This is a genomic window from Sphingopyxis sp. LC81 (assembly GCF_000756375.1).
Taxonomy (GTDB): domain Bacteria; phylum Pseudomonadota; class Alphaproteobacteria; order Sphingomonadales; family Sphingomonadaceae; genus Sphingopyxis.
On sequence record NZ_JNFD01000039.1, the window covers coordinates 1 to 24,897 of the forward strand.

A 24,897-nucleotide genomic window follows, 5' to 3' on the forward strand; every position below is an offset into this window, starting at 1 on the left:
CACCGCGGCTGCTCGCCAGCTGGTCGGGTGCCGAAAAGGAACCCGCGGCACCCCCGCGCGGCTGGTTCGGCACCGCGGCGATGACCCGCCAGCTCACCGAACGGCGGCTGGTGCAGGACCTGACGATGCTGACGCAGGCGGGATCGGTGCAGGCGTCGTGCCTCGACTGCCGCGCGTACCTCCCCGCCGTCCCGCGGCCGGGTCAGGTCGAGGCGAAGGGGTTCTTCGGGGCGCTGGCGCTGTTGCTGCGCTAAGTCCCCCTCCCGCTTGCGGGAGGGGTTAGGGGAGAGCCTGTTTCGGCAATTCCCTAAGTCGACATCCCCTCCCCCGACCCCTCCCATAAATGGGGGGAGAGCTTACGCCGCGACGGCAACCTGTTTCGCGTGCTCCGCAATCGCATCGGCCATCGTATCGACCAGCCCCAGCGGCAGGTCATGGCCCATGCCGGGGATCGTCAGCAGCCGCGCACCCGCGATATTCTCCGCCGTGTCGCGCCCGCCGGGGAGCGGCACCAGCGGATCGTCCTCGCCATGGATGACGAGCGTCGGTGCCTCGATGTCTTTCAGGATCGGACGCCGGTCGCCATCGGCGACGATCGCCGCCATCTGCCGCGCAACGCCCTGCGGATACCAGCCGCGTTCGAAGTCGGCGCGGACGCGACGCTGCAGCCGGTCTTCGGTCGCCGGATAGCCGGGGCTGCCGATCACGCGCGCGGCGTTGACCGAGTAGGCGATCAGCGCCTCCTTGTCGCCGTTCATCGGGCGGTTCGCGAGCACCTGCATCGCCTCCTTCTGCGCGCGCGGCAGGCGGCGGTTGCCCGTGGTCGACATCACCGAGGTCAATGACAGCACGCGGTCGGGGTAGCGCGCGGCGATATGCTGTGAAATCATCCCGCCCATCGACACGCCGACGACATGCGCGCACTCGATCCCCAGATGGTCGAGCAGCCCGATGCCGTCGGCCGCCATATCGGCCAGCGTATAAGCGGGACGGATCGGCAGTCCGATCACCGATTTGACGATCATCCATTTGACGTTCGGCACGCCCGCGGCATCGAAGCGCGTCGACAGGCCGACGTCCCGATTGTCGTAGCGGATCGTGCGGAAACCGCGGGTGTTCAGCGCATCGACGAACTCGTCGGGCCACAGCGTCAATTGGCCGCCCAGCCCCATCACCAGCAATATGACCGGCGCATCGCGCGGCCCCTTGTCTTCATAGGTGATGCTGATGCCGTCGAAGGTCGCTTGCTCTGTCTGCATGAAAATCCCTTGGCTGAAAGTCGGATCACCCCGCGGTGGCGGGCTTGTAATTGGCGGCGTTCGAGGTGAATTCGGCGCGGCCATAACCGTCGAGCTGGCGCTCGATCCGCCGCACGAGGCGGCGATCGGCAAGATGGCGGATCACGGGCAGGCGCGAGGCGACGCGATACGCCGCCATACGCCCGGCGATCCCGAGCATCGTCGCGCCATAGATGAGGTGGTCGCGGCGCTTGACCGGCACGCCGACATTCGCCGCGCGCGCCTCGTCACCGGCGAGGAAGGCTTTCACGAAAAAGACACGGCTGACCGAATATTCGAGGCGGCGCTTCACCAGCCCTTTCGGCGAGCGGTCCTTCGACAATTCGGCGTCCATCGTCGCGCGGAGCAATCCGCCGCAGACCTGGTCGTCATATTCATAACGCAGCGTCGCGCTGCGCGTGCGCCAGATGCGGACGATCTCCCGTGGCGTGTCGGCGAGCAGGTCCTCGGGCAGCCCGAGCAGATAGCAGCGATAGCGCGCGAGCTCGACGCGGCCGCGTTCGAGCCGCGTGAAACTCGTGCGCCCCTTCGCGAGCACCTCCTGCGACATGAAATAGACCGGGATCAGCCCCGCAGGCATCTGGTCGAGCTGCGGGATCGGCATGCCATAGGTGTCGGCATCCCACATGCCGGGACGCGACAGCACGTTGATGCGCACCATCGAATGCATCAGCCGCACCATCGCCGCGGCCTTGAACCCCGGCCCGAAACGATCGAGCGCGCCGGGGAGCGCGGTGGTGGCAAAGAAGGTCGCGGTTTCCTTCACCCGCCGCGCCGCGGTCGCCTGACCCAGCGTTCCGGTGAGCGCCATCGGCAGCGCCGAATATTTGTTGAGGAAGGTCGCGATGAACGCGCCGCGGATCAGGAAAGGCGACAGGTTCGCGGTGGCGTTGCGTTCATAGGCTGCCCCCTCCTCGACCAATGTCATGTCGAGCCAGTCGGGCTTCTGCTCCATCTCTTGGATCAGCGCGGCGAGTTCAGGCGGGGCGTCTTCGATCGCCTCGATCCCCTTGTCGCACGCCTCGACGAGCATCGCGACGGTGCGCTGGAAGCCGTAGCGCGGCATCAGCGCGGCATAGGCGTCGCCTGTGCGGTCGCCGAGCATCGTATATTCGCGGATACGGCCGAGCAGGTCGGGGTCATCGAGATAGGCGGCGCGGTCGATGCTGCGAACGCGGCTGAGCTCGCTGACGGCGTCGGCCTCGGGCGCCCAGCGTTCGGGCGCCTTGTCGAAATCGAAACCGCCGAACAGCTCGGGCAAGGCGTCGGCCTGGCCCCGCACCCGGCGGGCGATGGTGCTGACATCACTGTTCATAAGCCGAAACTGACAGAGTTTCGCGATTTGGCAAGCTTAACTGCTTTTGGCCTAAGCGTCTTCACCATGCCCGCGGTAGGCCGGAAGCGCGAGCGACCAGCGGATCGCCGCGCCGCGCAGGATGAAGCCCGCGACCGCGCCCGCGACCGCCGCGACCGCCGTCCCCGTGCCGAGCCATTGCAGGAGCAGGAACAGGCCCGACGCGAGCGCCGCCGCGGTCACATAGACTTCAGGGCGCATGATGATCGACGGCACGCCGGCAAGGATATCGCGGATCGTGCCGCCGACGCAGCCGGTGATCACCCCCATCATCAGCGCGGGCACCGGCGGGACGCCCCACGCCAGCGCCTTCGCGGTGCCGAACACGGCATAGGCGGCGAGTCCCACGGCGTCGGCCCATTCGAGCAATTGCCCTTGCCACCAGCGTTCGGGGGTGAGCCAGACGACCATCGCAATCGCGATGCACACCGCGGCGATCGCGCCATCCTGCACCCAGAACACCGGCGCGCCGATCAACAGGTCGCGCACGCTGCCCCCGCCGACGCCGGTCACCAGCGCGAAGAAGGCGGCCGTCACCAGCGTCTGGCGCAGCCGCACCGCCATCAGCGCGCCCGACAGCGCGAAGACGCCGATGCCAACGAGGTCGAGCAGGCGGACGAGGGTTTGTGTATCCATCGCGCGCCGGGCTATCATCGCGCGCGATACGGCACAATGGAGAGGAGGCGGCGATGGAAGGCAGATGCACGTGCGGCGCGGTTCGTTACCGGCTGACCGCGGCACCGATGATCGTCCACTGCTGCCATTGCCACTGGTGTCAGCGCGAGACCGGCAGCGCCTTCGTCATCAATGCCGTGATCGAGAGCGAGCGCGTCGAGGCCGAAGGGATAGTCGATTATGTAATGACCCCGTCGGAAAGCGGCCGGGGGCAGGAAATCATCCGCTGCCCGACCTGCCGGGTCGCGCTGTGGAGCCATTATCCCAACTCGGGCCGTCGCTCTTCCTTCGTCCGTGTCGGCACGCTCGACGACCCCGACCAATGTCCGCCCGATGTTCATATCTTCACGCGCAGCAAACAGCCGTGGGTTGTCCTGCCCGACGACGCAAAGATCTTTCCGGATTTCTACCCGTCACCCGAGGGCGTGTGGAGCGTCGACGCACAGCGCCGGTGGCAGGCGATGATGGCCGGTTGAAAGCCCTATTTTGCGTCGGGGCGCACGCCGCCGATGACCGACAGCACGATCGCCGCCACGGCGTTTCGGATCACCGGTTCGGCCTTGGGCGCAAAGAAGGGCGAATGGTTCGTCGGCACCGGCTGCCCCTTCGCCTTCAGGTCGGCAAGCACGGCGGGATCATAGCCGCCGATCGCAAAATAGAGCGACGGGATGCCCGCGTCGACGAACTCCGAATAATCCTCGCTCGCCGACACCGGCGCGGCGCTCGCCGGCGCGAAGAGCAGGCGCTCGCCGAACACCGGCTTCAGCGTCGCAAATCCGTTCGCCGCCATCGATTCATTGTTCACCAGGCTCGCGGTGCCGGTCAGATAGGTAATCGTCGGTTCGGGCGCGTTGCCCATCATCGCGGCAGCCTTCGCCGACCGTTCGGCGCCCGAACGGAGGAGCTGGCGCACCTCGGGGGTCAGCGAGCGGATATTGACCTTCACCTCGGCGCTGTCGGGGATGATGTTGGGCGCGCTGCCCGCGTTGATCGCACCGATCGTCAGCACGCCGAAGGCACCCGGATCCTTCTCGCGGCTGATCACCGTCTGCACATCGGTGACAAAGCGCGCCGCGATCGGGATCGGGTCGAGCGCCATCGAAGGCATCGAACCATGCCCGCCGCGGCCGTGGAAGGTGATCGAATAGCTGTCGGAGGCCGAGAAGGCGGTGCCCGCCTTGATCGCGACCGTGCCCGTCGGGCCGTTCAGCACATGCGCAGCAAAGCCATAGTCGGGCTTGGGGAAACGCGTCAGCAGCCCGTCGTCGAGCATCGCTTTCGCGCCCTTCAATATCTCTTCGGCGGGCTGGCCGATCAGCACCACGGTGCCCGACCAGCTATCGCGCATCGCGGCGAGCGCCTGCGCGACGCCGACGAGATAGGCGACATGCGTATCGTGCCCGCACGCGTGCATCACGGGCACATCCTTGCCCTCATAGGTCGCGCGCGCCTTGCTCGACCAGGCGAGCCCCGTCTTTTCCTCCATCGGCAGCGCGTCCATGTCGGCGCGGATGAGGATGGTCGGGCCTTCGCCATTTTTAAGCACGCCGACGACGCCGGTGCCGCCGACCTTTTCGGTCACGGTGAAGCCCGCCTTGCGGAGGTGCTGCGCGAGGATGCCCGCGGTGCGCACTTCCTGCAGCCCGAGTTCGGGGTTTTGATGGAGGTCGCGGTAGAGCGCGTCGAGCGCCGGATAATTCTTGTCGAGCAGCGCGGTCAGCCGCGCGTTCGCGGCGTTGAGATCGGGCGCCGCCTGCGCGCTGGTCGCCATGAGGGAGAGGGTCAGCGAAGCCCCTGCCCAGAGCCAATGCTTCGCCATGTTTCTCTCCCCCATTTTGTTTTGTCAGATGTGGATCGGTTTGCCCGTCACCGCCATCGCGGCTTCCTTGATCGCTTCGCTATGCGTCGGATGCGCGTGGCAGGTGTAGGCGATATCTTCGGACGTCGCGCCGAATTCCATCGCCTGCGCGGCCTGTGCGATCATCGTGCCCGCGACGCTCGCGATGCACCACACGCCGAGCACGCGGTCGCTCTTGGCATCGGCGATCACCTTCACGAAGCCGTCGGGCTCGTGGTTGGTCTTCGCACGGCTGTTCGCCATCATCGGGAATTTGCCGACCTTGACCTCGCCCTTTTCCTTCGCCTGCTCTTCGGTCAGGCCGACGCCGGCGATTTCGGGCCAGGTGTAGACAACCGACGGGATGACATCATGGTTCACGATGCCGGTCAGCCCCGCGATATTCTCGGCGCAGGCGATGCCTTCATCCTCGGCCTTGTGCGCGAGCATCGGGCCGGGAATGACGTCGCCGATCGCCCAGATGCCGGGGACCAGCGTCGAAAAATCATGGTCGGTTTCGATCTGCCCGCGCTGGTTGACCGCGAGGCCCGCCTTGTCGAGACCGAGGCCGTCGGTGTTCGGACGGCGGCCGATCGACACGAGCACGACATCGGCTTCGAGCGTTTCGGCGTCGCCGCCGGCTGCGGGTTCGAGCGTCAGCACCGCCTTCTTGCCCTTGACGTCGGCCTTGGTGACCTTGGTCTTGAGCTTGAATTCCATGCCCTGCTTCTTGAGGATCTTGTTCGCTTCCTTGCGGACGTCGCCGTCCATGCCGGGCAGGATCTGGTCGAGGAATTCGACGACGGTGACCTTGGCGCCGAGGCGGCGCCACACGCTGCCGAGTTCGAGCCCGATCACGCCGCCGCCGATCACGACCATATGACCCGGAACCTTCGCGAGTTCGAGCGCGCCGGTCGAATCGACGATGATCTGCTTGTCGTTATCGACCTCGACGCCCGGAAGCGGCGTGACCGACGAGCCGGTCGCGATGATGATATTCTTCGCGCGATAGGCCTTGCCCGCGACTTCGACCGTGTCCTTGGATGTGAACTGGGCATAGCCCTTCAGCCAGTCGATCTTGTTCTTCTTGAACAGGAATTCGATGCCGCCGGTCAGGCCTTTGACCGCATCCTTGCGCTGGCCGTGCATCGTACCGAGATCGAGTTCGGGCTTCACCTTGATGCCCATCGCCGCCATCGCGCCGCCCGCGGCCGCTTCGAAATATTCCGACGCGTGGAGCATCGCCTTCGACGGGATACAGCCGACGTTGAGGCAGGTGCCGCCCAGCGTCTCGCGCCCTTCGGCGCACGCGGTCTTCAGGCCCAGCTGCGCCGCGCGGATCGCCGCGACATAACCGCCGGGGCCCGAACCGATGACAAGGACGTCGTAGTCGTAATCAGCCATGTTCAATCTACCTCAATTTCTGCCTGGCGCCGTCAACGAGCGAATCCGCTCAAACGGGCAGCCCGGATTTCGCAGCGCATGACTTCATAACCGGTGCCGCCATTTCGGGCGACAGGCCGATCAGTTCAGATGCGCGATATTTCTTGATCAATTCGCCGGCCGCACATTTGCAGACCTCGGCTGCGAGGCCCGCCGCCGCGCCGCCGCCCTCGGTGGCCGCGCGGCACGATTCGCCGAAGCTTTCGACGAAGCTGGTCCTCAGGCCCTCTTCGAGTCCCTTCGCCATGCGGCTTTCGCCTTCGCTGCAGCCCGCCAGGGCGGCAGCGGCAGCGACGAACAGAACCGCGCGGAGGGGGAGCGCCATCATCGGATCAAAGGTCGATCAGCAGGCGCGTCGGATCTTCGATCGCTTCCTTGATCGTCTTCAGGAAGGTCACCGCCTCGCGGCCGTCGATCAGGCGATGATCATAGCTCATCGCGAGGTACATCATCGGACGGATCACAATCTCGCCGTTACGGACGACCGGGCGATCCTCGATGCGGTGGAGGCCGAGCACCGCCGACTGCGGGGGGTTGATGATCGGGGTCGACATCAGGCCGCCGAACACGCCGCCGTTCGAGATGGTGAAGGTGCCGCCGGTCATGTCGTCCATCGTCAGCGTGCCCTCCTTGGCGCGCTTGCCGAGGTCGGCGATCGCTTTCTCGATGTCGGCAAACGACAGGCTGTCGGCGTTGCGCACGACGGGAACGACAAGGCCGTTCGGCGCGCTGACCGCGACCGAGACGTCGAGATAGTCGTGATAGACGATCTCGTCGCCGTCGATGCGTGCGTTGACCGCCGGAATGTCATGCGCGGCGAGCGCGACCGCCTTGGTGAAGAAGCTCATGAAGCCCAAACGCACGCCGTGCTTCTTCTCGAAGCTTTCGCGATATTTGTCGCGCGTCGCCATCACCGCCGACATGTCGACGTCGTTGAACGTCGTCAGCATCGCCGCGGTGTCCTGCGCCGCCTTCAGCCGCTTGGCGATCGTCTGGCGCATGCGCGTCATCTTGACCCGCTCTTCGTGACGGCCCGGAGTGCCGCTGGCGACGGGAGCGGGCGTAGCGGCCGCTGGGGCCGGGGCGGCCGCGGGGGCGGCGCTGGCGGCGGCGAGCACATCTTCCTTGGTCAGACGGCCGTCCTTGCCGCTGCCCTGGATCTTCGTCGGATCGACGCCATGCTCGAGGACGAGGCGGCGCACCGCGGGGGACATGGTGGTGACGGTGTCGACGCCCTCTCCAGCCGGGGCGGCGGTTGCGGCCGGTGCCGGCGCGGCCGCTTCGGCCTTCGCGGCGGGCGCGGGGGGGGCGGCGGCGGGCGTCGGCGCCGCGGCAGCGCCGCCCGCTTCGACCGTCGCGATCGTCGCGCCGACATTGACCGTGTCACCGACCGCGGCGAGCTGCTGGCCCATCACGCCCGCGACGGGCGACGGCACTTCGACCGCAACCTTGTCGGTCTCAAGGCTCGCGATGGGCTCGTCGAGTGCAACGGCTTCGCCGGGCTTTTTCAGCCACTCGCCGATCGTCGCTTCGGTAACGCTTTCGCCCAGCGTGGGGACTTTGACTTCGGTGCTCATAGGTGCAGTTCCTTGGGGGCTCAGGCTTTGTTCTTGGTACGGCGGATTTCGGCGCGAACCGAAAGGCCGAGCGCGTCGGCGACGAGCGCCGACTGTTCGGTCTGGTGGCGGCTCATCAGGCCCGTCGCGGGCGAAGCCGCAGCGGCGCGACCGGCATAGCGGGGACGCATGCCCTTCTTGCCCGCCTCGGTCAGCGCATCCTCGATCAGTTCGTTGACGAAGAACCAGGCGCCATTGTTGCGCGGCTCTTCCTGCGCCCAGACGACCTCTTCGAGGTTCGGCATCCGCTTCAGACGAACCGCGAGCGGCTCACCCGGGAAGGGATAGATCTGCTCGACGCGCACGACGGTCGTGTCGGTGAGGCCCGCGGCATCGCGCGCTTCCATCAGGTCGTAGCCGACCTTGCCCGAACAGAGGACGACGCGCTTGACGTCCTTGTCCGCCGGCGGGGTGCGATCCGACATCAGGCGGCGGAAATGCGCGTCGCCGATGAAGTCCGAACGCTGCGACACCGCGAGCTTGTGGCGGAGCAGCGACTTGGGCGTCATGATGATCATCGGCTTGCGGAACGGGCGCAGCATCTGGCGGCGCAGGACGTGGAAATAGTTCGACGGGGTCGAAATATTGCACACCTGGATATTGTCGCCCGCGCACAGCTGGAGGAAGCGTTCGAGGCGCGCCGAGCTATGCTCCGGCCCCTGTCCTTCATAACCGTGCGGGAGCAGCATCACGAGCCCGTTGGCGCGCAGCCACTTGGCCTCGCCCGACGCGATGAACTGGTCGATCATGATCTGCGCGCCGTTGGCGAAATCGCCGAACTGCGCTTCCCAGAGCACGAGGCTCTTCGGATCGGCCATCGCATAGCCATATTCGAAGCCGAGCACGCCATATTCGGAGAGCGGGCTGTCGAGCACCTCGAACCGGCCGTGCGGCACGGTGGTCAGCGGGACATATCTGGCTTCGGTCTTCTGGTCGATCCAGACCGCATGACGCTGGCTGAACGTGCCGCGACCCGAATCCTGGCCCGACAGGCGGACCTGATAGCCTTCGCTGAGCAAGGTGCCGAACGCGAGGCTTTCGGCGGTTGCCCAGTCGAACACTTCGCCGTCGCTCTTGTCGGCGAACATCGCGCCGCGCGCGTCGATCACGCGGCGGAGCGTCTTGTGGACTTCGACGTCGGCGGGGATCGTCGTCAGCGTGCGGCCGATCGAATCGAACAATTTGTCCGACACGCCGGTCGCGATATTGCGGCGCGCATTTTCGGGATCGGCGGGGGCGTGCAGCCCCGACCAGCGGCCCGCGAACCAGTCGGCCTTGTTCGGCTTGTAGCTCTTCGCCGCTTCGAAATCCTCTTCGAGCCGCGCCACGAATTCGGCACGCCGGGCATCGGCCCAACCCGCATCGACCACGCCTTCGGCTTCCAGCTTCGCGGCGCAAAGCTGCGACACCGGCGGATGCTGACGAATGACGGCGTACATCAGCGGCTGCGTGAACGACGGCTCGTCGCCCTCGTTATGCCCGAAGCGGCGATAGCACCACATGTCGATCACGACGTCGCGCTTGAACTGCTGGCGGAAATCGATGGCGAGCTTGCACGCGAAGGTCACCGCTTCGGGATCGTCGCCGTTGACGTGGAGGATCGGCGCCATCACGCCCTTCGCCACGTCCGACGGATAGGGCGACGAGCGCGCGAATTGCGGGCTGGTCGTGAAACCGATCTGGTTGTTGACGATGAAATGGATGCAGCCGCCGGTGTTATAGCCGCGGATGCCCGAGAAGCCGAGGCATTCCCAGACGATCCCCTGCCCCGCGAACGCCGCGTCGCCGTGGATCAGCACGGGCAGCACCTGCTCATGCTTGGTTAGGTCGTCGCGCACGACCTGCTGCGCGCGCACTTTGCCGAGCACGACCGGGTCGGCGGCTTCGAGGTGCGACGGGTTGGGGACGAGCGACATATGCACCGACGCGCCGCCGAATTCGCGGTCGGTCGAGGTGCCGAGGTGATATTTGACGTCGCCCGAACCGCCGATGTCGTCGGGGTTCGCCGAGCCGCCGGCGAATTCGTGGAAGATCACCTGATACGGCTTCGCCATGACGTTCGCGAGCATGTTGAGACGCCCGCGGTGCGCCATGCCATAAACGATCTCGCGCACGCCGTACTGGGCGCCATATTTGATGATGGCTTCCATCGCGGGAATCATGCTCTCGCCGCCGTCGAGGCCGAAGCGCTTGGTGCCGACATATTTGCGCGCGAGGAATTTCTCCCACTCCTCGGCCTGGATCACCTTGCTCAGGATGGCGCGTTTGCCCTCGACCGAAAATTCGATGATCTTGTCGGCGCCTTCCATCCGTTCCTGCAGGAACTGGCGCTCCTCGATGTCCGCGATGTGCATATATTCGAGGCCGACATTGCCGCAATAATTGGCGCGCAGGATCGCGACGATCTCGCGAATGGTCGCCTTTTCGAGGCCGAGCGTTCCGCCGATGTAAACCGGACGATCGAGATCGGCGCCGACGAAGCCGTGATATTCGGGCGTCAGGTCGGCGGGCAGCTCGCGCTGGCTGAGGCCGAGCGGATCGAGGTTGGCGGCAAGGTGGCCGCGCACGCGATAGGTGCGGATCAGCATCATCGCGCGGATCGAATCGTCCGCGGCGCGCTCGACTTCGGCGTTCGACAGCGGGGCGCCCGCCTTGGCGGCGGCGGCCTTCACCGCGACCTGCATCTGCTGCGGGTCGAGCGCGGCGGTCAGGTCGTCGCTGTCGATCTGGGGCCAGTTCTTCGGCGCCCAGCTCGGGCCGGCCTGCGGCTCGTCGATGTCGAAGCTTTGTCGTTCGAGGTTCATCTGCTTTTCCACGGGGAGGTAGGGGTGGGATTTATATGGGGAGCGGAGGCCCGCCGGCAAAGGGCGCCGGCGGGCCGTCCGATCAGACGCGTTCCTTCAGCACTTCGGCGAGGGTCGAGCCGAGTTCCGACGGGCTCGCCGACACCTTGATGCCCGCGGCTTCCATCGCCGCGATCTTGCTTTCGGCGTCGCCCTTGCCGCCCGACACGATCGCGCCGGCATGGCCCATGCGGCGGCCCGGAGGCGCGGTGCGGCCCGCGATGAAGCCGGCCATCGGCTTCTTGCGGCCGCGCTTGGCTTCGTCGATCAGGAACTGCGCTGCCTGTTCCTCGGCATCGCCGCCGATTTCGCCAATCATGATGATCGACTTGGTCGCTTCGTCGGCGAGGAAGAGTTCGAGCACGTCGATGAAGTTGGTGCCGTTGACGGGGTCGCCGCCGATGCCGACCGCGGTCGTCTGACCGAGGCCGACGTTGGTGGTCTGGAACACCGCTTCATAGGTGAGCGTGCCCGAGCGCGAGACGACGCCGACGCTGCCCTTCGAAAAGATGCTGCCGGGCATGATGCCGATCTTGCATTCGCCGGGGGTCAGCACGCCGGGGCAGTTCGGGCCGATCAGGCGCGATTTCGAACCCGACAGCGCGCGCTTCACCTTGACCATGTCGAGCACCGGAATGCCTTCGGTGATGCAGACGATCAGCTCCATCTCGGCATCGATCGCCTCGAGGATCGAGTCCGCGGCGAACGGCGGCGGAACATAGATGCAGCTCGCGGTCGCGCCGGTTGCGGCCTTGGCCTCTTCGACGGTGTTGAAGTTGGGCAGGCCGATGTGCGTCGTGCCGCCCTTGCCCGGCGTCACGCCGCCGACCATCTGCGTGCCATAGGCGAGCGCCTGCTCGGTGTGGAAAGTGCCGGTAGCACCGGTCATCCCTTGCGTGATGACCTTGGTATTCTTGTCGATAAGAATGCTCATTGATATTTCCTCAGATTATTATCGTTTCATCGCGAAATCCCATGACCAGCGTAAGGCCATAGGGTGCATAGGGGTCAAAGTTTTCGATCTTTTGATTGAACGACGAGAGCTTCCAGCCACCGAAGCCAAAATGGACTTCAAAATGCCCGATCCGCTCTTCGCCCGCGTGCCACGAATAGGTCGTGCTGCCGAACGGGCCTTTCCCGGTCTTCGTGTTCGCACCAAAGACGCGCTTCACAGCCTGCGACGAGATCGGATTCTTCTGCACGCCGTCACCCAGCAGATCATGAATCCGGCATTCGCCGACCGTTCGCACACCATCATCGGCGCCGAAAACGGAAAGATACAAGGTTCGGCCCGCGACATTTTTCCGGAAAACTTGGCCTCCCAGCAGTTCCGTTGGGACCGGAGCATAGTCGTTCGCCACCGCATAGCTGCCGAACAGCAGCTGATTGAGCGCCTCTATCCTTCCCAATGCCGAAACGTCGCGACGAGAGAGGTTTTGCGTGTCACTCGTAACGGGAGTCCAGCCGTTTGCTGTCGCTGTGCTCGCCCAATAGCCAATCGCGTCCGACGCGGGACCAATAAAGCCCGCCTGCTTCGCCCACCGATAGTCGACAGAGCAGACGGATTTTAGCTCCCGCATCAACTGCTCGGCCGGGTAAACCGGCTGTGACGCAGCAGCAGCCAAGGCAAGCGTAGCGAGCATTATGCCAGCGACGGATCCAGCGCCTTGCAAGCGTCGAGCAGTTCCTTGACCGCGTCGACCGAGACCTGCAGACCGGCCTTGTCGGCATCGTCGAGTTCGATCTCGACGATCTTCTCGACGCCGCCGGCACCGATCAGCACGGGCACGCCGACATAGAGGCCGTCGAGGCCATACTGGCCGTCGACATAAGCGGCGCAGGGCAGGATGCGCTTCTGGTCACCGAGATAGGCTTCGGCCATCGCGATGCCCGAGGCTGCGGGCGCATAGAAAGCCGAACCGGTGCCGAGCAGCGCGACGATCTCGCCGCCGCCGCCGCGGGTGCGCTTGACGATCGCATCGATCTTGTCCTGCGACGACAGGCCCATCTTGACGAGGTCGGGAACGGGGATGCCGTTGACGGTCGAGTAGCGCACGACGGGAACCATCGTGTCGCCGTGGCCGCCGAGCACGAAGGTGTTCACATCCTTCACCGACACGTCGAACTCGTCGGCGATGAAGTGGCTGAAGCGCGCCGAATCGAGCACGCCGGCCATGCCGACGACCTTATTGTGCGGCAGACCCGAGAATTCGCGCAGCGCCCAGACCATCGCGTCGAGCGGGTTGGTGATGCAGATGACGAACGCGTCGGGGGCGTTGGCCTTGATGCCTTCGCCGACGGCCTTCATCACTTTCAGGTTGATGCCGAGCAGGTCGTCGCGGCTCATGCCCGGCTTGCGGGCGACACCGGCGGTGACGATGATGACGTCGGCGCCGGCGATGTCGGCATAGTCGTTCGTGCCGGTGATCTTCGCGTCGAAACCCGCGATCGGGCCAACCTGCGACAGATCGAGCGCCTTGCCCTGCGGCACGCCTTCGACCACGTCGAACAGGACGACGTCGCCGAGTTCCTTCTGCGCGGCGAGCAGCGCCAACGTTCCGCCGATATTTCCGGCTCCGATCAAAGCGATCTTCTTGCGTCCCATGGCGCGCGGCACTCCCTTCCTGGCAAGCCCGGCAATTGGTTCACAGACCGGCGGGAGCACGGGCTAAAGCTCCGCTCCGGTCCCAAGACTGGCGACGCCCCTACGCCGATTCCGTTAACGAAACAACCGCGAAAAGGACGAAAAATCGGCTTTCTTTGCTAATAGTTCGCAATAACTATAAGCCGCCTTGCGCGACGCGCTCCAATGGGAATAGTCGCGAGATGTGACAAGCGCGAAGCGGCGGCACGCCCCGCCTTCGCGGCGATCCCGCAGGAATCGGTTAACCCTCCCTTATCGCTGCCATGCTACGCGCGGGAACCATGACCCGGGCAATCATCAGCTTCGACACCGAATTGTCGGCCGGCCTCTATCAGCGCGGCGCCGACGCGCGCGCCAATTTCGAAAGCTCGATTCTCGGCCGCTGCCGCGATGGCGATTTCGGCATTCATTTCCAGATGGACATGCTCGAACGCCACGGTCTGACCGGCGTGTTCTTCATCGATCCAATGCCCGCGCTCGTCTATGGCCCCGAGGTGATCGACGCGATTGTCCGGCCCGTCGTCGAGCGCGGGCACGAGGTGCAGGTCCATATCCACACCGAATGGCTCGCCTTCGCGCGCTTCAACCCGGTCGGGCGGCAGACCGGCCGCAACATTGGCGATTTCCCGCTCGCGGCGCAAAAGAAGCTGATCGCGCTCGCGCGCGACATCCTTGTCGGCGCGGGCGCCCCGAAACCGACGGCCTTTCGTGCCGGAAATTTCGGCGCCAACGACGACACGCTGCGCGCGCTCGCCGCCCTGGGTTTCCGCTTCGACAGCAGCTTCAACGGCGCGTATCAGGGCCATGGCTGCGCCATCTCGCTCGATGCCGGCAACCTTGGCATGCGCACGCACCATGGCGTCGTCGAGGTGCCGGTCAGCGGGCTGATGGACCGCGCGAACCGCTTTCGCCCGGCGCAGCTTTGCGCGATGTCCGAAGAGGAGATGCGCGACGCGCTCGATCATAGCGCGGCGAGCGGCGCGATCCAGTTTTCGGCGTTCAGCCACAGCTTCGAACTCTTGAGCCGCGACCGCGAAGTTCCCAACGGCCTCGCAATTTCGCGAATGGAAGCGCTGTGCCGCGCGGTCGCGGACGACGCGCGGGTGACGAGCGGCGGTTTCGCGACGCTGCCCGGACCGCCCGCACGCCCGGCGCGGATCGGGCTCGCCGCGCCCAAGCCGCTCCGCACGCTGCGCCGGACGATCGAGCAGGGCTTCGGTCATCTGGCGCACGAGGTGCGCTACGTCCGCGACCTCATTTCGGTGACGGTCAATTCGTCACGATGGGGAAAGGTTCTAGGCGGCGTCTTCCTGGCCGTGGCCTAGCGCCAGATAATCGTCCGATTGCATTTCGGCGAGGCGGCTTGCCGTCCGCTCGAATTCGAACGCCCCGTCGCCCGCGATGTAAAGCTGGTCGGGCATCGCCGCGGCGCTCGCAAGCAGCTTGACCTTATATTCGTAAAGCGCGTCGATCAGCGTCACGAAGCGCGCCGCTTCGTTGCGGTTCTCGGGTCCCATGCGCGGGATGCCAACGATGATCACCGTGTGAAAATGGCGCGCAACCGCGAGATAATCGGCGGCGCCGCGCGCGGTGGCACAGAGCCGCTTGAATGAAAAGACCGCGACGCCTTTCAGCGCCTTTGGCACGTGCAGCGTCCGCCCGCCGCCGACGTCGAGTTCGAGCGTCGGGACATGCGCGCGGTCCTCCGGCGGATAGTCGGTGAGGCGGAAGAAGGCCGCCGACAGCGCCGCGCTCGCGGCATCGTCGGCGGGAACGAACCAGCGCGCCCCGTCGCCCAGCCGGTCGCGGCGGTAATCGGTCGGGCCGTTCAGGCTCATCACGTCGAGCCGTTCCTCGACGAGCGCGATGAAGGGCAGGAAATGCTCGCGGTTGAGCCCGTCCTTGTAGAGATCCTTCGGCGGCCGGTTCGAGGTCGCGACCATCGTCACCCCGCGGTCGATCAGCGCGGTGAACAGGCGCGAGAGGATCATCGCGTCGGCGCTGTTGTTCACGACCATCTCGTCGAACGCGAGGCAGCGCACGTTCTCGGCCAGCGCGTCGGCGACGAGCGGGATCGGATCGCCGCTCTCGCTTTTGCGAACCTCGCGCATCCGCGCATGGACGTCGAGCATGAAGGCGTGGAAATGAACGCGCCGCTTCCGCTGGATAGAAAGCTGATCATAAAAGAGGTCCATGAGCATGGACTTCCCACGTCCGACCGCGCCCCACAGATAGACGCCGCGCAGCGCCTCGGGCTTGCGGCCGGCAAGACGCCAGAGCAGGCTGCCGCGCTTAGGCACGGCTTCGAGCTCGGCCTGCAACTGGTTCAGCCGCTCGGCGGCGGCGCGCTGTTCGGGATCGGGACGAAGCTCGCCCGCCGCGACAAGCGCATCATAAGCCGCAAGAACGGTGGTCACTTGGCGCTCGCCTTGCGGATCGTTCCGGCGAAGGTCAGTACGATATGGCTGTCGCCTTCGCCCTGCACGACAAGGCCGCGCAGGAAGATCAGCCGGCCAGTCTCGCGCACCAGCTCGACCACGGCGTCGAGCGGCTCGCCGACGCGCCCCGCGCCAACAAACTGCGTCGACAGGTCGAGCGTCACCGAATGACCGGCGTTGAGCGAACCAAACTGATGCGACGCCGCGAACAGCGCGATGTCGACGAGCGCGAGCGTCACGGCGCCATGAACGTTATCGCCGAGGTTGCTGTGCTTGCGTTCGGGGATCATGCGCACCCGCGCGCACGGGCGGCCGTCGGCGGTCGGCGGTTCGACGCGGACCGTCAGCGGTTCGATGAAAGCGTTGAAGCGGCTGGGGTCCTTGAGGTTCCAGCTGACCCAACCATCCTCCAGCGTCTCCGCGCTGAAATGGTCCCGGCGCTTCGGTTCCTCGATCCCGTCGTTCACACCTGCCGCTCGGCCTCGAGCTTCTTGATCTCGGCGATCGCGCGCGCGGGGCTGAGGCCCTTCGGGCACGCATTGGCGCAGTTCATGATCGTGTGGCAGCGGTAGAGGCGGAACGGATCTTCGAGCTCGTCGAGACGTTCGCCGGTCATCTCGTCGCGGCTGTCGGCGAGCCAGCGATACGCCTGGAGCAGGATCGCGGGGCCGAGGAATTTGTCGCTGTTCCACCAATAGCTGGGGCAGCTCGTCGAGCAGCAGGCGCACAGGATGCACTCATAGAGGCCGTCGAGCTTTTCGCGTTCGGCGGGCGACTGCAGCCGCTCCTTGCCGCTAGGCGTCGTCGTCTTGGTCTTGAGCCAAGGTTCGATCGACGCATATTGCGCATAGAAATGCGTGAAGTCGGGGACGAGATCCTTGATCACGTCCATCGACGGCAGCGGGGTGATCGTGATGTCGCCCTTCAGATCCTCGATCGCGGTGGTGCAGGCGAGGCCGTTCTTGCCGTTCATGTTCATCGAACAGCTGCCGCAAATGCCCTCGCGGCACGAGCGGCGGAAGGTCAGCGACGAATCCTGCTCGCTCTTCATCTTGATGAGCGCGTCTAGCACCATCGGACCGCATTTTTCGGTGTCGATCTCGAACGTGTCGAACCGCGGATTCTGGCCGCTGTCGGGGTCGTAACGATAGACTTTGAATTTCTTCACCGCCGCGGCGCCTTCGGCCTTGTGGACCTTGCCCGTCTTTTGCGGGCGGCTGTTCTTGGGCAGGACAAATTGGGCCATATCGCGGGGTTCCCTATGCAATTGCGCGCTGCCTAGCCCCGAATGGCAGAGTCGACAAGGGGGTGAAGGCCGCCAAAGCGCGAAAGCCGCTGGCGGCGCGGCGGACGAGTCGCTAGGTGCGGCAAGGATGAGCGAAGACGTCGCCCAACCCGCCGTTACCAGCCGCAGCGTCGCGCGCGGGCTTGGCACGACCGTGCTGGCGCGCCTCGGCGCAGTGGTCGAGATCGTCGCGCAGCCGCTTTACGTCCTGATGTTCGGCCTTGCCGGCTATGGCCTCTATGCCGTGCTGTGGGCAGCGGTGAACCTGCTCGAGAATATCTTCGACCTCGGCATGACGAGCGCCATGCAGCGCACCGTGCCGCAATCGGCGGGCAAGGCCGAGGCTGCGGCGGCGCTGCGCACCGCGATGATCTTTGGCGTCGGGCCGTGCATCATCGTCGCGGCGCTGGTCGCCATCTTTGCTGCCGACCTCGGGCCGCTGCTCAATGTCGCGGCGAAGGACCGCGATCTCGTCACCCCCGCGATCCGCATCTTCGTGTGGGCGCTGCCGCTGTGGGCCTTTGTCGAAATCGCGACATCGGCGCTGCGCGCGCGCATGGTGTTCGGCGCCGAAATCCGCCTCAGGATCGTGTGGGAACAGATGCTGCGGCTGGTGTTCGCGGCGCTGTTTTTCGCCGGCGGACTGGGCCTCAAGGGGCTGTTCATCGCGCATCTCTGTTCGCTCGCGATCACCGCGGGGCTCAGCGTGCGGCTGCTCGCACGCCACTATAGTTTCGCCGATCTGTGGCGCGGACCGTGGGCCAGCGACACGGCGCGCAACACCTTCTGGGCGGGGCTTTCGATCCTGCCGTCGAACATCATCGCCCGGCTGTTCGGCGATGCGCCCGCGCTCATCCTCAACATGCTGCTCCCCGGCGCGGCGGGCGCGGCGGCGGCGGGCCTGTTCACAATCGCGCGCAAGCTGTCGAGCGTCGTCCAGCTCGTGCGTATCGCCTTCACCTATGTGATGGCGCCCCTCGCCGCGAGCGCCGAGCGCGAGGACCGGCGGCAGGTCGCCGACATCTATGCCTATGCGACGCGGCTGATCCTGGCGATCGCGCTGCCGCTCGCCGCGGTGCTCGCCGCGGGCAGCGCGTCGCTGCTCGGGCTCTTCGGGCATGGCGCGCAGGCCGCGCAGGCCGCGCTCGTCATCCTGCTGTTCGCGCGCGCCGCCGAAGCCGTGCTCGGCATTTCGGCGCCGGTGCTGCAAGTTGTCGCGGCGTTCCGCCAGCAGCTCACCGCCAGCATCTTCGGGGTTGCCGTCGCGGTCGGCGCTGGATGGCTGATCGTCGGCCATCTCGACCCGCTGACCGGGGTGACGCTGGCGACGGCGATCGGGCTTGTCGTGATGGCCGCGATCCCGATGCTCCAGCTCGCGGCGATCGAGAAGCTTCACCCCTTCGATGCGCAATTCCCGGCGGTTGCCTTGCGCGGAATGGCGATCACCCTCGTTGCCGGAACGACGGCGCTGTTCGCCGGCCTGCTGCCCGATGCCATCGCGCTGCCCCTGCTTGGACTGATCGCCGCCGCCGCGATCTGGTTCGCGCTGCGTTTTGCCCTGCCACTCGCCGACCGCGCATCGCTCGGCAAGACGGCGCGTAGATTGCGCCTGATCGGACCCACAGAGCGATGAGCGAGGAACTGCCCATCCGCGTCGCGATCTACGACCTCGACCGCACCGTGCTGCGCAAGCCGACCTTCACGCTGTTCCTGCTGTGGGCGGCGTGGCGCGAGGCGCCGTGGCGCATGCTGTTGCTTCCCGCGCTCGCAGCGCTGATGATCGGCTATGCGCTGCGCCTCTATGGCCGCGACCGGTTCAAGCCTGCCGCGATTCGCCTGATGCTCGGCGCCAGCATCGCCCCCGCCCGCGCCGATAAGCTCGCCGTCGATTTCGCCGCCTGGCGCGTGCCGCGCGACGTGCCGCCGGGCGCGCAGGCGTCTATCGCGCGCGACCGCGCCGAGCGATACCGCCTGCTGATGGCGACAGCAGCGCCCGAATTCTACGCCGGCGCGATTGCCGAAGCCCTAGGCTTCGACGCCATTGTCGCGACCCGGCACCGGCGCGCCGACGACGGCAGCTGGCTCCCGCTGCTCGATGGCGAAAATTGCTACGGGCCCGAAAAGGCGCGCCGGGTGACCGAGTGGCTTGATGCGAACGCGGCCAGCGGCGCGGTGCATATCCGCGCCTATTCGGATCACCCGAGCGACGCCCCGACCTTTGCGCTGGCGAATGAATCCTGGCTGATCGGACGCAGCCGCAAGCTGGTCCGTCTTGCCGCACAGCAGGGCTGGCGGACGCTGGATTTCGAAATCGGGCCCGGTTGAATGCGCCCGGCCCCTTTCGCCAGTTCCTCGCCACCGGAGCCCCCCTTGCCGACCCCTATCGCCTTCCTTGCCCTTGCCGAAGCACAACAGCTTTATCATTGGCTGCCGGCGGCGCTCGAACTCGCGAAGCGCGACGATGTCCGGGTTTCGATCTTGTCGCCGTCGCGCCAGATCCTCGATCTCATACTCAGCTATGATACGCAGCGCCGGTTCGAACCCGTCCTGCTGCGCCGGCCGCCCTTTGGCCCCGACTCCCTGTTCCGCCAGCCCTCGCGGCTCGCGACTTTGCTGCTCAACTATCCGGCGATCCGGCGCTTTCCCGTGCTGGTCACGACCGAGATTTCGAGCGCCTGGCTGAAACGCATCCCCGGCTTTTCATCGCGCATCGTCGTGATCAAACATGGCGCGGGCGACCGCGCGGGCGGCTATCGCGGGCGCCACGCCCTGATCGACCTGACTCTCGTCGCGGGCGAGAAGGACCGGCGGCGCATGATCGAACACAGACTGTCCGAACCCGGCAATGTCGTCGTGGGCGGCTATGCCAAGTTCGAAATATGCGCCGAGCGGCAGCGCTTTTTCGACAATGAGCGGCCGGTGCTGTTCTACAATCCGCATTTCGACGCGAAGCTGTCGTCGTGGCCGGCGCACGGACCCGAATTGCTCGCCGCGCTCGAGGCGCTCGAGGGGTGGAACGTAATCATCGCGCCGCATACGAAACTGGCGCAGCGCGTGCCGCCGATCACGACCACCGCGCCACATATCCGGGTCGATATGGGAAGCCATCATTCGATCGACATGAGCTATACGATGAGCTCCGACGTCTATCTGGGCGACGTGTCGAGCCAGGTTTACGAATTCCTCCTGCGCCCGCGTCCGTGCATTTTCCTCAACCTCGACCGGTTGGCGTGGCGCGACGATCCGGCGTTCGCGCATTGGCATTTGGGTCAGGTCATCGACGATATCGCCGAACTCCCCGCGGCGCTCGCGCGGGCTGCGGACTTGCAACCGACCTTTGTTGATGCTCAGGAAGCCGCCATGCACGATTCCATCGACCAATTCCCGATCCCCGCCTCGATACGGCAGGCCGACATCATCCTCGATTTCGCAAGGACGCCGCGATGAGCGCGCCGATCCGCCTGCTCGGCGACAACGCCACCCCGATCTGGGGCATGACCAACGCCGAGCGCTGCCGCCGCATGGCGGAAAAGGACGGAAAGCCGCTCGCGCCGGGCCACGAGCTGGTCTTCAACCTCGCCTATGTCTTCGACCCGATGCTGCTGCGCTGGGTGATTGATCAGCCTGGCACGGTTTTCGCGTGGGGCGGCGCCCCCGTGATCGGGCAGATTCCCGTGGGCAGCGACCCGATGGCGGCCGCGGTCATCGACCTGTCGGACGGGCGCAAGCTTTACAACCGCCAGCTTCGCAAGCTCGAGCAGCCGTTCGTCAGGGAGCTGACCCCCGGCACGCGGCGCGAGATCGAGCGGAAGAGCTATTTCGGCGCGTACAAGGGCGTCACCGATGCGCTGACCAAATATCTCTGGCCCGAACTCGCTTTGTGGCTGACGCGCGGTGCCGCGAGCATCGGCATGACCCCAAACATGGTCACCGCGATCGGCGCGGCGCTGTGCGTCTACGCGACCTACCTCTTCGCCTACGGCCATTATTGGACCGGCATGCTCGCGGGCTTCATCTTCATGGTACTCGACACCGTCGACGGAAAGCTCGCGCGCTGCACGATCACCTCGTCGAAATGGGGCAATGTCGCCGACCATGGCGTCGACCTGATCCATCCGCCCTTCTGGTGGTATTTCTGGGGCGTCGGGCTGGGCGCATGGGGGCTGGCGCTGTCGACGCCGACCTTCATCTGGGTGATGGTCGCGGTGGTCGCGGGCTATGTGCTCCAGCGCGTGATCGAGGGATTGTTCATCAAAGACTTCGGCATGGACATCCATGTCTGGCAGAAGTTCGACAGCGATTTCCGCCTGATCACCGCGCGCCGCAATCCGAACTTCGCGATCCTCTTTTTCGCGACGCTCGCCGGGCGCCCCGACATCGGGCTGATCGCGCTCGCGTGGTGGACCGTCATATCGCTGGTCGTCCATGCGGTGCGGCTGGTGCAAGCCTATGCCGTAAAGCGTTCGGGCCGGCCGATCGTCAGCTGGATGGAAGAAGCATGAACGATACGATCGCGAAATTCGGCCACCCGGCGACGCTGATCGCCGAATATGCGCATTGGGCCGTGTTGCTGCGCCCCGCGCAGCCGACGCTCGGCGCGCTGGTGCTGGCGGCAAAGTCGGATGCGACAGCGTTCGGCGACTTGCCGGCCGAAGCGCATGCCGAACTCAAGGTGGCGACCGCCGCGATCGAGGCCGCGCTGGGGCAAGCAGTCGGCTATGCGAAGATCAACTATCTGATGCTGATGATGGTCGACCCGCACGTCCATTTCCACGTCCTGCCGCGCTATGACGGCGAACGTTCGGGCGCGGGGCTGACCGTGGCCGACGCGGGCTGGCCGGGCCAGCCCGACCTCGGGCAAGCGGTGAAGCTCGATGAGACGCAGGTCGCCGAACTCGTCGGCTGGCTCAAACCCTATTTCGCGTAGCGGCCTTCTTCGGCCCATTTCGCGGTAAGCGCGTCGGCGGCCTCGACATCCTGCGGGAAGTCGACTTCCTGCCATTCCAGCCCCTCGATCGACACGGTGCCGACGCGGTTGCCCTTCGCGATGATGTCGATCGCACGCAGATACCAGCGCTCGACCCCGTCGGGGGTGCGCATCATCTGGTCGACCTGGTTGCGGAAGATCGAGGGGCCGTCGCCGACGAAAGCGAGCATGCCGATCGACTCCGCATTGGTGTCGGGGGGCAGCAGCCGCTTGCCGATGTGGTGCAGGCGCCCCTCGGCGTCGCGGTTCACCTTCATATCGTCGTCGTCATAGTCGGCCTTGACGTCGACGGTGACATTGATCGGCTCGTTCGCGCCCGCGATCAACTTCGCGACGATCTCGTCCGAGATGATGGTGTCGCCGTTGAGGATGATGAAATCGCGGTCCATCTCCTCGCGCGCGATCCAGCAGGTGCCGAGGTTGTCGGCGACCTGAAAGAAGGGATTGAACAGGGTGCGGATCCGCGCACCGGTGTCGCGGTAGAGCTGGAGCGCATGATCCTCGACACGCTCGGTGCGAAAGCCCGTGACGACGACGATGTCCTTGATCCCGTTCGCGACGAGCGCCGCGACCTGCCAGCTGATGAGGCTGCGGCCGTTGAACTCGATCAGGCATTTGGGGATGTCGCGGGTCAGCGGCAGCAGGCGCGAACCTTGCCCGGCCGACAGGATGATGGCTTTGTCGATGGTCATAGGGGCTGGCCTATAGCCGCTTCCCGCCGCGCGGCAAATATCGCTTCGATCAGTTCGATGTCGGCGGGCTTGTCGGCGTCGATGCACGCTTCGGGCTCGGACATCGGCACGACCTTCGCGTTGAGGCCGAAACGCAGCCCCGCGCGCGCGACGCCCTGCTGGATCGTGAAGAGGCGGAGCAGCGCACCGATCAGCAGCCACGGGCCGAACGCCGCGACGATCTTCAGCCCTTTCTTGCGGTCGCGTTCGATGCGCCCCCAGAAATCGAGCAACGGCAACACACGGCGCCCGCGCAGGCGGAACATGTTCGCGCCTGACCACCAGCCGCCGCGGAATTTCAGCCAGGTGCGCTTCGACTGCGGATATCGCGCAAGCAACGTGCCGCGCTCGACCATCGCGACCGCGACGTCGCTGTCCGCGGCGCCGCGCAGGAATTCGGCGACCATGGTGGGGGTCAGCAGGACGTTGTCGGCGGTCGTGACGAGCAACGGATCGTCGCCCGGCGGCAGCGCGGCGGCAAGCGAGCTGCTGATCCCCTGCCCCGAATCCGCGAAATGCAGGTCGGTGAGCCCGGCCAGTCCCGGCTCGGCCGCTAACTCGGCGCTGTTCTGCGCAAGGATTGTGATCGGCCCGACTTCGGGCGAAGCGCGCAGCGCCGTGACGACATGGACGAGCATCGCCTGTCCCGCGATCGGGAGCAGCGCCTTGGTCGACACGCCGGTTCCGGTCAGCAGCGGATCGGGGCCGGGGCGGCTGCCCGCAAGTATGATCGCCGGAATCGCGCCGCTCATTGGGCGGCGTCCGGCGCGGGAGCAATGCGCCGCGCGGTGACGCCGCGCAGGAAATCGGTCGCCTCCTCCAGCACCGGCCCCTTGTTCTGGAACGGCGCGGCGAGCGCCATCACGATGCCGGTGTGGCCCATGCCGGGGTAGACGCGGAGCGTCACCGGGCCGCCCGCCTTCTCGATCGCGGCGGCGAGGTTCTGGCTGTTGCGCGGACGCACCGTGTCATCCTCGTCACCGGTCGCGAGCCACATCGGCGGCGCATCGCCCCGCGCGAAGTGGATCGGCTGGGTTTTCTCGATCGGCTTGACCTTGCCCATCGCCTTGTCGCCGCGGCCGCCCGTTTCGAGCGGAAGGAAGTCATACGGGCCCGCGAGGCCCGCGACGCCGCGGATGATCGACGGGTCGCGCTTCGCCGCGCGCAGCCATTGCGGGTCGAGTGCGAGCATCGCGGCATTATAGGCGCCCGCCGAATGGCCCATCAGCGCGATCCGGTCGGGGTCGCCGCCGAGCTTTGCGATATGCTCGTGCGTCCATGCGACCGCCGCTGCACTGTCCTCGATGAAATCCGGCCAATATGCCTTGGGCACGAGGCGATAGTCGGGGATCACGACGACGAACCCCTGCCGCGCGAGCGCGCGGCCGGCAAAGCCATAGCTGTCTCGCTCGCCGCTGTTCCAGCCGCCGCCATAGAAGAAGACGACTACGGGTAGCTGATCGTCGGCTTTGGCATTTTCCGGAACCCAGATGTCGAGCGACTGGCGCGGCCCGTTGCCATAGGGCTGATCGCCCAGCAGCAGCCGCGCCCCATCGCCCTGCCCGAGCAGCCGGTCGGCCATGTTGAGCGACTTCGCACCGCCCGCGACGATCATCTTGGCCCCACCGCCGAACAGCAGCACGAGCAGCAGCACCACAAATAGGAATTTGATCAACCGTCGTCCTTTGGAAACCGGCCCCGCCATCATCCGCGCCCTACAGGGCGGCGGGGCGGCGAACAAGCGGC

The 24,897-nt window shown here is 66.0% G+C and carries 24 protein-coding genes and 1 pseudogene; 8 read left to right on the forward strand and 17 right to left on the reverse strand.

What is annotated here, in order from left to right:
* A pseudogene (locus FG91_RS18025) lies at nt 1–254 on the forward strand (signal peptide peptidase SppA); the annotation flags it as partial.
* A 102-nt stretch (nt 255–356) separates the two neighbouring features.
* On the opposite strand, the gene FG91_RS18030 reads toward FG91_RS18025, so the two are convergent.
* Genes FG91_RS18030 through FG91_RS18040 form a run of 3 tightly spaced genes read right to left on the reverse strand, consistent with a single transcriptional unit; the run spans nt 357 to nt 3,288 of the window.
* A complete protein-coding gene (locus FG91_RS18030; RefSeq protein ID WP_037517781.1) occupies nt 357–1,259 on the reverse strand; it encodes an alpha/beta fold hydrolase in 903 nt (300 codons plus the stop codon).
* A gap of 25 nt (nt 1,260–1,284) precedes the next feature.
* Nucleotides 1,285–2,613: an oxygenase MpaB family protein gene (locus FG91_RS18035; RefSeq protein ID WP_037517782.1), complete on the reverse strand. Its 1,329-nt coding sequence runs from the start codon at nt 2,611–2,613 to the stop codon at nt 1,285–1,287.
* 51 nt (nt 2,614–2,664) lie between these two features.
* Entirely contained in the window at nt 2,665–3,288 is a 624-nt protein-coding gene (locus FG91_RS18040) for a trimeric intracellular cation channel family protein (protein WP_037517784.1), read from the reverse strand.
* A 53-nt stretch (nt 3,289–3,341) separates the two neighbouring features.
* Here FG91_RS18040 and FG91_RS18045 point away from each other — a divergent pair, with 53 nt between their 5' ends.
* Nucleotides 3,342–3,803 carry a GFA family protein gene (locus tag FG91_RS18045; RefSeq protein WP_037517786.1) on the forward strand — a complete coding sequence of 154 codons (462 nt, stop codon included), beginning with the start codon at nt 3,342–3,344 and terminating at the stop codon, nt 3,801–3,803.
* Nucleotides 3,804–3,808: 5 nt separating this feature from the next.
* Here FG91_RS18045 and FG91_RS18050 read toward each other — a convergent pair whose 3' ends face one another.
* The 8 genes from FG91_RS18050 to mdh form a co-directional block, all read right to left on the reverse strand.
* Nucleotides 3,809–5,146 (reverse strand): amidohydrolase, encoded by a 1,338-nt coding sequence (locus FG91_RS18050; RefSeq protein WP_037517788.1) that lies wholly within the window; start codon nt 5,144–5,146, stop codon nt 3,809–3,811.
* Nucleotides 5,147–5,170: 24 nt separating this feature from the next.
* Nucleotides 5,171–6,568, reverse strand: a complete 1,398-nt coding sequence (gene lpdA / locus FG91_RS18055) for a dihydrolipoyl dehydrogenase (RefSeq protein WP_037517790.1) — start codon at nt 6,566–6,568, stop codon at nt 5,171–5,173.
* Nucleotides 6,569–6,617: 49 nt separating this feature from the next.
* Nucleotides 6,618–6,932 (reverse strand): hypothetical protein, encoded by a 315-nt coding sequence (locus FG91_RS18060; protein WP_037517792.1) that lies wholly within the window; start codon nt 6,930–6,932, stop codon nt 6,618–6,620.
* A 7-nt stretch (nt 6,933–6,939) separates the two neighbouring features.
* Nucleotides 6,940–8,184 (reverse strand): 2-oxoglutarate dehydrogenase complex dihydrolipoyllysine-residue succinyltransferase, encoded by a 1,245-nt coding sequence (gene odhB / locus FG91_RS18065; RefSeq protein WP_037517795.1) that lies wholly within the window; start codon nt 8,182–8,184, stop codon nt 6,940–6,942.
* Between the two features lie 20 nt (nt 8,185–8,204).
* The gene (locus FG91_RS18070; protein WP_037517888.1) at nt 8,205–11,027 is read right to left on the reverse strand and encodes a 2-oxoglutarate dehydrogenase E1 component; all 2,823 of its coding nucleotides are present in this window, start codon (nt 11,025–11,027) and stop codon (nt 8,205–8,207) included.
* An 82-nt stretch (nt 11,028–11,109) separates the two neighbouring features.
* Entirely contained in the window at nt 11,110–12,000 is an 891-nt protein-coding gene (gene sucD, locus FG91_RS18075) for a succinate--CoA ligase subunit alpha (RefSeq protein ID WP_037517798.1), read from the reverse strand.
* A gap of 10 nt (nt 12,001–12,010) precedes the next feature.
* Complete coding sequence (locus FG91_RS18080) at nt 12,011–12,709, reverse strand: hypothetical protein (RefSeq protein ID WP_152568174.1); 699 nt, start codon at nt 12,707–12,709, stop codon at nt 12,011–12,013.
* On the reverse strand, nt 12,709–13,671 hold the full coding sequence (gene mdh, locus FG91_RS18085) for a malate dehydrogenase (protein WP_037517804.1): 963 nt from the start codon (nt 13,669–13,671) through the stop codon (nt 12,709–12,711). Before mdh ends, FG91_RS18080 begins: the two co-directional genes overlap by 1 nt.
* 320 nt (nt 13,672–13,991) lie before the next feature.
* Here mdh and FG91_RS18090 point away from each other — a divergent pair, with 320 nt between their 5' ends.
* Nucleotides 13,992–15,035, forward strand: coding sequence for a polysaccharide deacetylase family protein (locus FG91_RS18090; RefSeq protein WP_037517806.1), 1,044 nt, complete (start codon nt 13,992–13,994; stop codon nt 15,033–15,035).
* Here the strand turns inward: FG91_RS18090 and zapE are convergent.
* From zapE to FG91_RS18105, 3 genes are read right to left on the reverse strand one after another with little or no spacing between them, the layout of a single operon-like run.
* On the reverse strand, nt 15,006–16,127 hold the full coding sequence (gene zapE / locus FG91_RS18095) for a cell division protein ZapE (protein WP_037517809.1): 1,122 nt from the start codon (nt 16,125–16,127) through the stop codon (nt 15,006–15,008). The genes FG91_RS18090 and zapE overlap by 30 nt on opposite strands.
* Entirely contained in the window at nt 16,124–16,615 is a 492-nt protein-coding gene (locus FG91_RS18100) for a PaaI family thioesterase (protein ID WP_152568175.1), read from the reverse strand. The genes zapE and FG91_RS18100 overlap by 4 nt, the downstream gene beginning before the upstream one ends.
* Nucleotides 16,612–17,394, reverse strand: a complete 783-nt coding sequence (locus tag FG91_RS18105) for a succinate dehydrogenase iron-sulfur subunit (RefSeq protein ID WP_037517811.1) — start codon at nt 17,392–17,394, stop codon at nt 16,612–16,614. The genes FG91_RS18100 and FG91_RS18105 overlap by 4 nt, the downstream gene beginning before the upstream one ends.
* Before the next feature lie 127 nt (nt 17,395–17,521).
* Here FG91_RS18105 and FG91_RS18110 point away from each other — a divergent pair, with 127 nt between their 5' ends.
* Genes FG91_RS18110 through FG91_RS18130 form a run of 5 tightly spaced genes read left to right on the forward strand, consistent with a single transcriptional unit; the run spans nt 17,522 to nt 22,360 of the window.
* Nucleotides 17,522–19,066 (forward strand): lipopolysaccharide biosynthesis protein, encoded by a 1,545-nt coding sequence (locus FG91_RS18110; protein ID WP_037517813.1) that lies wholly within the window; start codon nt 17,522–17,524, stop codon nt 19,064–19,066.
* A complete protein-coding gene (locus FG91_RS18115; protein ID WP_052187863.1) occupies nt 19,063–19,758 on the forward strand; it encodes an HAD-IB family phosphatase in 696 nt (231 codons plus the stop codon). Before FG91_RS18110 ends, FG91_RS18115 begins: the two co-directional genes overlap by 4 nt.
* Before the next feature lie 45 nt (nt 19,759–19,803).
* Nucleotides 19,804–20,880 carry a glycosyl transferase gene (locus FG91_RS18120; protein ID WP_037517815.1) on the forward strand — a complete coding sequence of 359 codons (1,077 nt, stop codon included), beginning with the start codon at nt 19,804–19,806 and terminating at the stop codon, nt 20,878–20,880.
* Nucleotides 20,877–21,935: a CDP-alcohol phosphatidyltransferase family protein gene (locus FG91_RS18125; protein ID WP_037517818.1), complete on the forward strand. Its 1,059-nt coding sequence runs from the start codon at nt 20,877–20,879 to the stop codon at nt 21,933–21,935. The genes FG91_RS18120 and FG91_RS18125 overlap by 4 nt, the downstream gene beginning before the upstream one ends.
* Nucleotides 21,932–22,360 carry an HIT family protein gene (locus tag FG91_RS18130; RefSeq protein ID WP_037517820.1) on the forward strand — a complete coding sequence of 143 codons (429 nt, stop codon included), beginning with the start codon at nt 21,932–21,934 and terminating at the stop codon, nt 22,358–22,360. Before FG91_RS18125 ends, FG91_RS18130 begins: the two co-directional genes overlap by 4 nt.
* Here FG91_RS18130 and FG91_RS18135 read toward each other — a convergent pair.
* The 3 genes from FG91_RS18135 to FG91_RS18145 are packed head-to-tail and all read right to left on the reverse strand — an operon-like array spanning nt 22,348 to nt 24,826.
* Nucleotides 22,348–23,112, reverse strand: coding sequence for a phosphocholine cytidylyltransferase family protein (locus FG91_RS18135; protein ID WP_037517822.1), 765 nt, complete (start codon nt 23,110–23,112; stop codon nt 22,348–22,350). The two genes, FG91_RS18130 and FG91_RS18135, sit on opposite strands and share 13 nt — an antisense overlap.
* Complete coding sequence (locus tag FG91_RS18140; RefSeq protein ID WP_037517824.1) at nt 23,109–23,903, reverse strand: nucleotidyltransferase family protein; 795 nt, start codon at nt 23,901–23,903, stop codon at nt 23,109–23,111. The genes FG91_RS18135 and FG91_RS18140 overlap by 4 nt, the downstream gene beginning before the upstream one ends.
* The gene (locus FG91_RS18145) at nt 23,900–24,826 is read right to left on the reverse strand and encodes an alpha/beta hydrolase (RefSeq protein ID WP_052187865.1); all 927 of its coding nucleotides are present in this window, start codon (nt 24,824–24,826) and stop codon (nt 23,900–23,902) included. The genes FG91_RS18140 and FG91_RS18145 overlap by 4 nt, the downstream gene beginning before the upstream one ends.
* Between the last annotated feature and the right edge of the window lie 71 nt (nt 24,827–24,897).

Bases quoted from the DNA above. Each gene is read 5' to 3' on its own strand.
- FG91_RS18035 (WP_037517782.1), bottom strand. From the start codon at position 2,613: ATGAACAGTGATGTCAGCACCATCGCCCGCCGGGTGCGGGGCCAGGCC.
- FG91_RS18115 (WP_052187863.1), top strand. From the start codon at position 19,063: ATGAGCGAGGAACTGCCCATCCGCGTCGCGATCTACGACCTCGACCGC.
- FG91_RS18090 (WP_037517806.1), top strand. From the start codon at position 13,992: ATGACCCGGGCAATCATCAGCTTCGACACCGAATTGTCGGCCGGCCTC.
- lpdA (WP_037517790.1), bottom strand. From the start codon at position 6,568: ATGGCTGATTACGACTACGACGTCCTTGTCATCGGTTCGGGCCCCGGC.
- FG91_RS18040 (WP_037517784.1), bottom strand. From the start codon at position 3,288: ATGGATACACAAACCCTCGTCCGCCTGCTCGACCTCGTTGGCATCGGC.
- sucD (WP_037517798.1), bottom strand. From the start codon at position 12,000: ATGAGCATTCTTATCGACAAGAATACCAAGGTCATCACGCAAGGGATG.
- FG91_RS18030 (WP_037517781.1), bottom strand. From the start codon at position 1,259: ATGCAGACAGAGCAAGCGACCTTCGACGGCATCAGCATCACCTATGAA.
- FG91_RS18080 (WP_152568174.1), bottom strand. From the start codon at position 12,709: ATGCTCGCTACGCTTGCCTTGGCTGCTGCTGCGTCACAGCCGGTTTAC.
- FG91_RS18135 (WP_037517822.1), bottom strand. From the start codon at position 23,112: ATGACCATCGACAAAGCCATCATCCTGTCGGCCGGGCAAGGTTCGCGC.
- FG91_RS18110 (WP_037517813.1), top strand. From the start codon at position 17,522: ATGAGCGAAGACGTCGCCCAACCCGCCGTTACCAGCCGCAGCGTCGCG.
- FG91_RS18070 (WP_037517888.1), bottom strand. From the start codon at position 11,027: ATGAACCTCGAACGACAAAGCTTCGACATCGACGAGCCGCAGGCCGGC.
- mdh (WP_037517804.1), bottom strand. From the start codon at position 13,671: ATGGGACGCAAGAAGATCGCTTTGATCGGAGCCGGAAATATCGGCGGA.
- FG91_RS18050 (WP_037517788.1), bottom strand. From the start codon at position 5,146: ATGGCGAAGCATTGGCTCTGGGCAGGGGCTTCGCTGACCCTCTCCCTC.
- FG91_RS18140 (WP_037517824.1), bottom strand. From the start codon at position 23,903: ATGAGCGGCGCGATTCCGGCGATCATACTTGCGGGCAGCCGCCCCGGC.
- FG91_RS18130 (WP_037517820.1), top strand. From the start codon at position 21,932: ATGAACGATACGATCGCGAAATTCGGCCACCCGGCGACGCTGATCGCC.
- FG91_RS18125 (WP_037517818.1), top strand. From the start codon at position 20,877: ATGAGCGCGCCGATCCGCCTGCTCGGCGACAACGCCACCCCGATCTGG.
- FG91_RS18105 (WP_037517811.1), bottom strand. From the start codon at position 17,394: ATGGCCCAATTTGTCCTGCCCAAGAACAGCCGCCCGCAAAAGACGGGC.
- odhB (WP_037517795.1), bottom strand. From the start codon at position 8,184: ATGAGCACCGAAGTCAAAGTCCCCACGCTGGGCGAAAGCGTTACCGAA.
- FG91_RS18060 (WP_037517792.1), bottom strand. From the start codon at position 6,932: ATGGCGCTCCCCCTCCGCGCGGTTCTGTTCGTCGCTGCCGCTGCCGCC.
- FG91_RS18045 (WP_037517786.1), top strand. From the start codon at position 3,342: ATGGAAGGCAGATGCACGTGCGGCGCGGTTCGTTACCGGCTGACCGCG.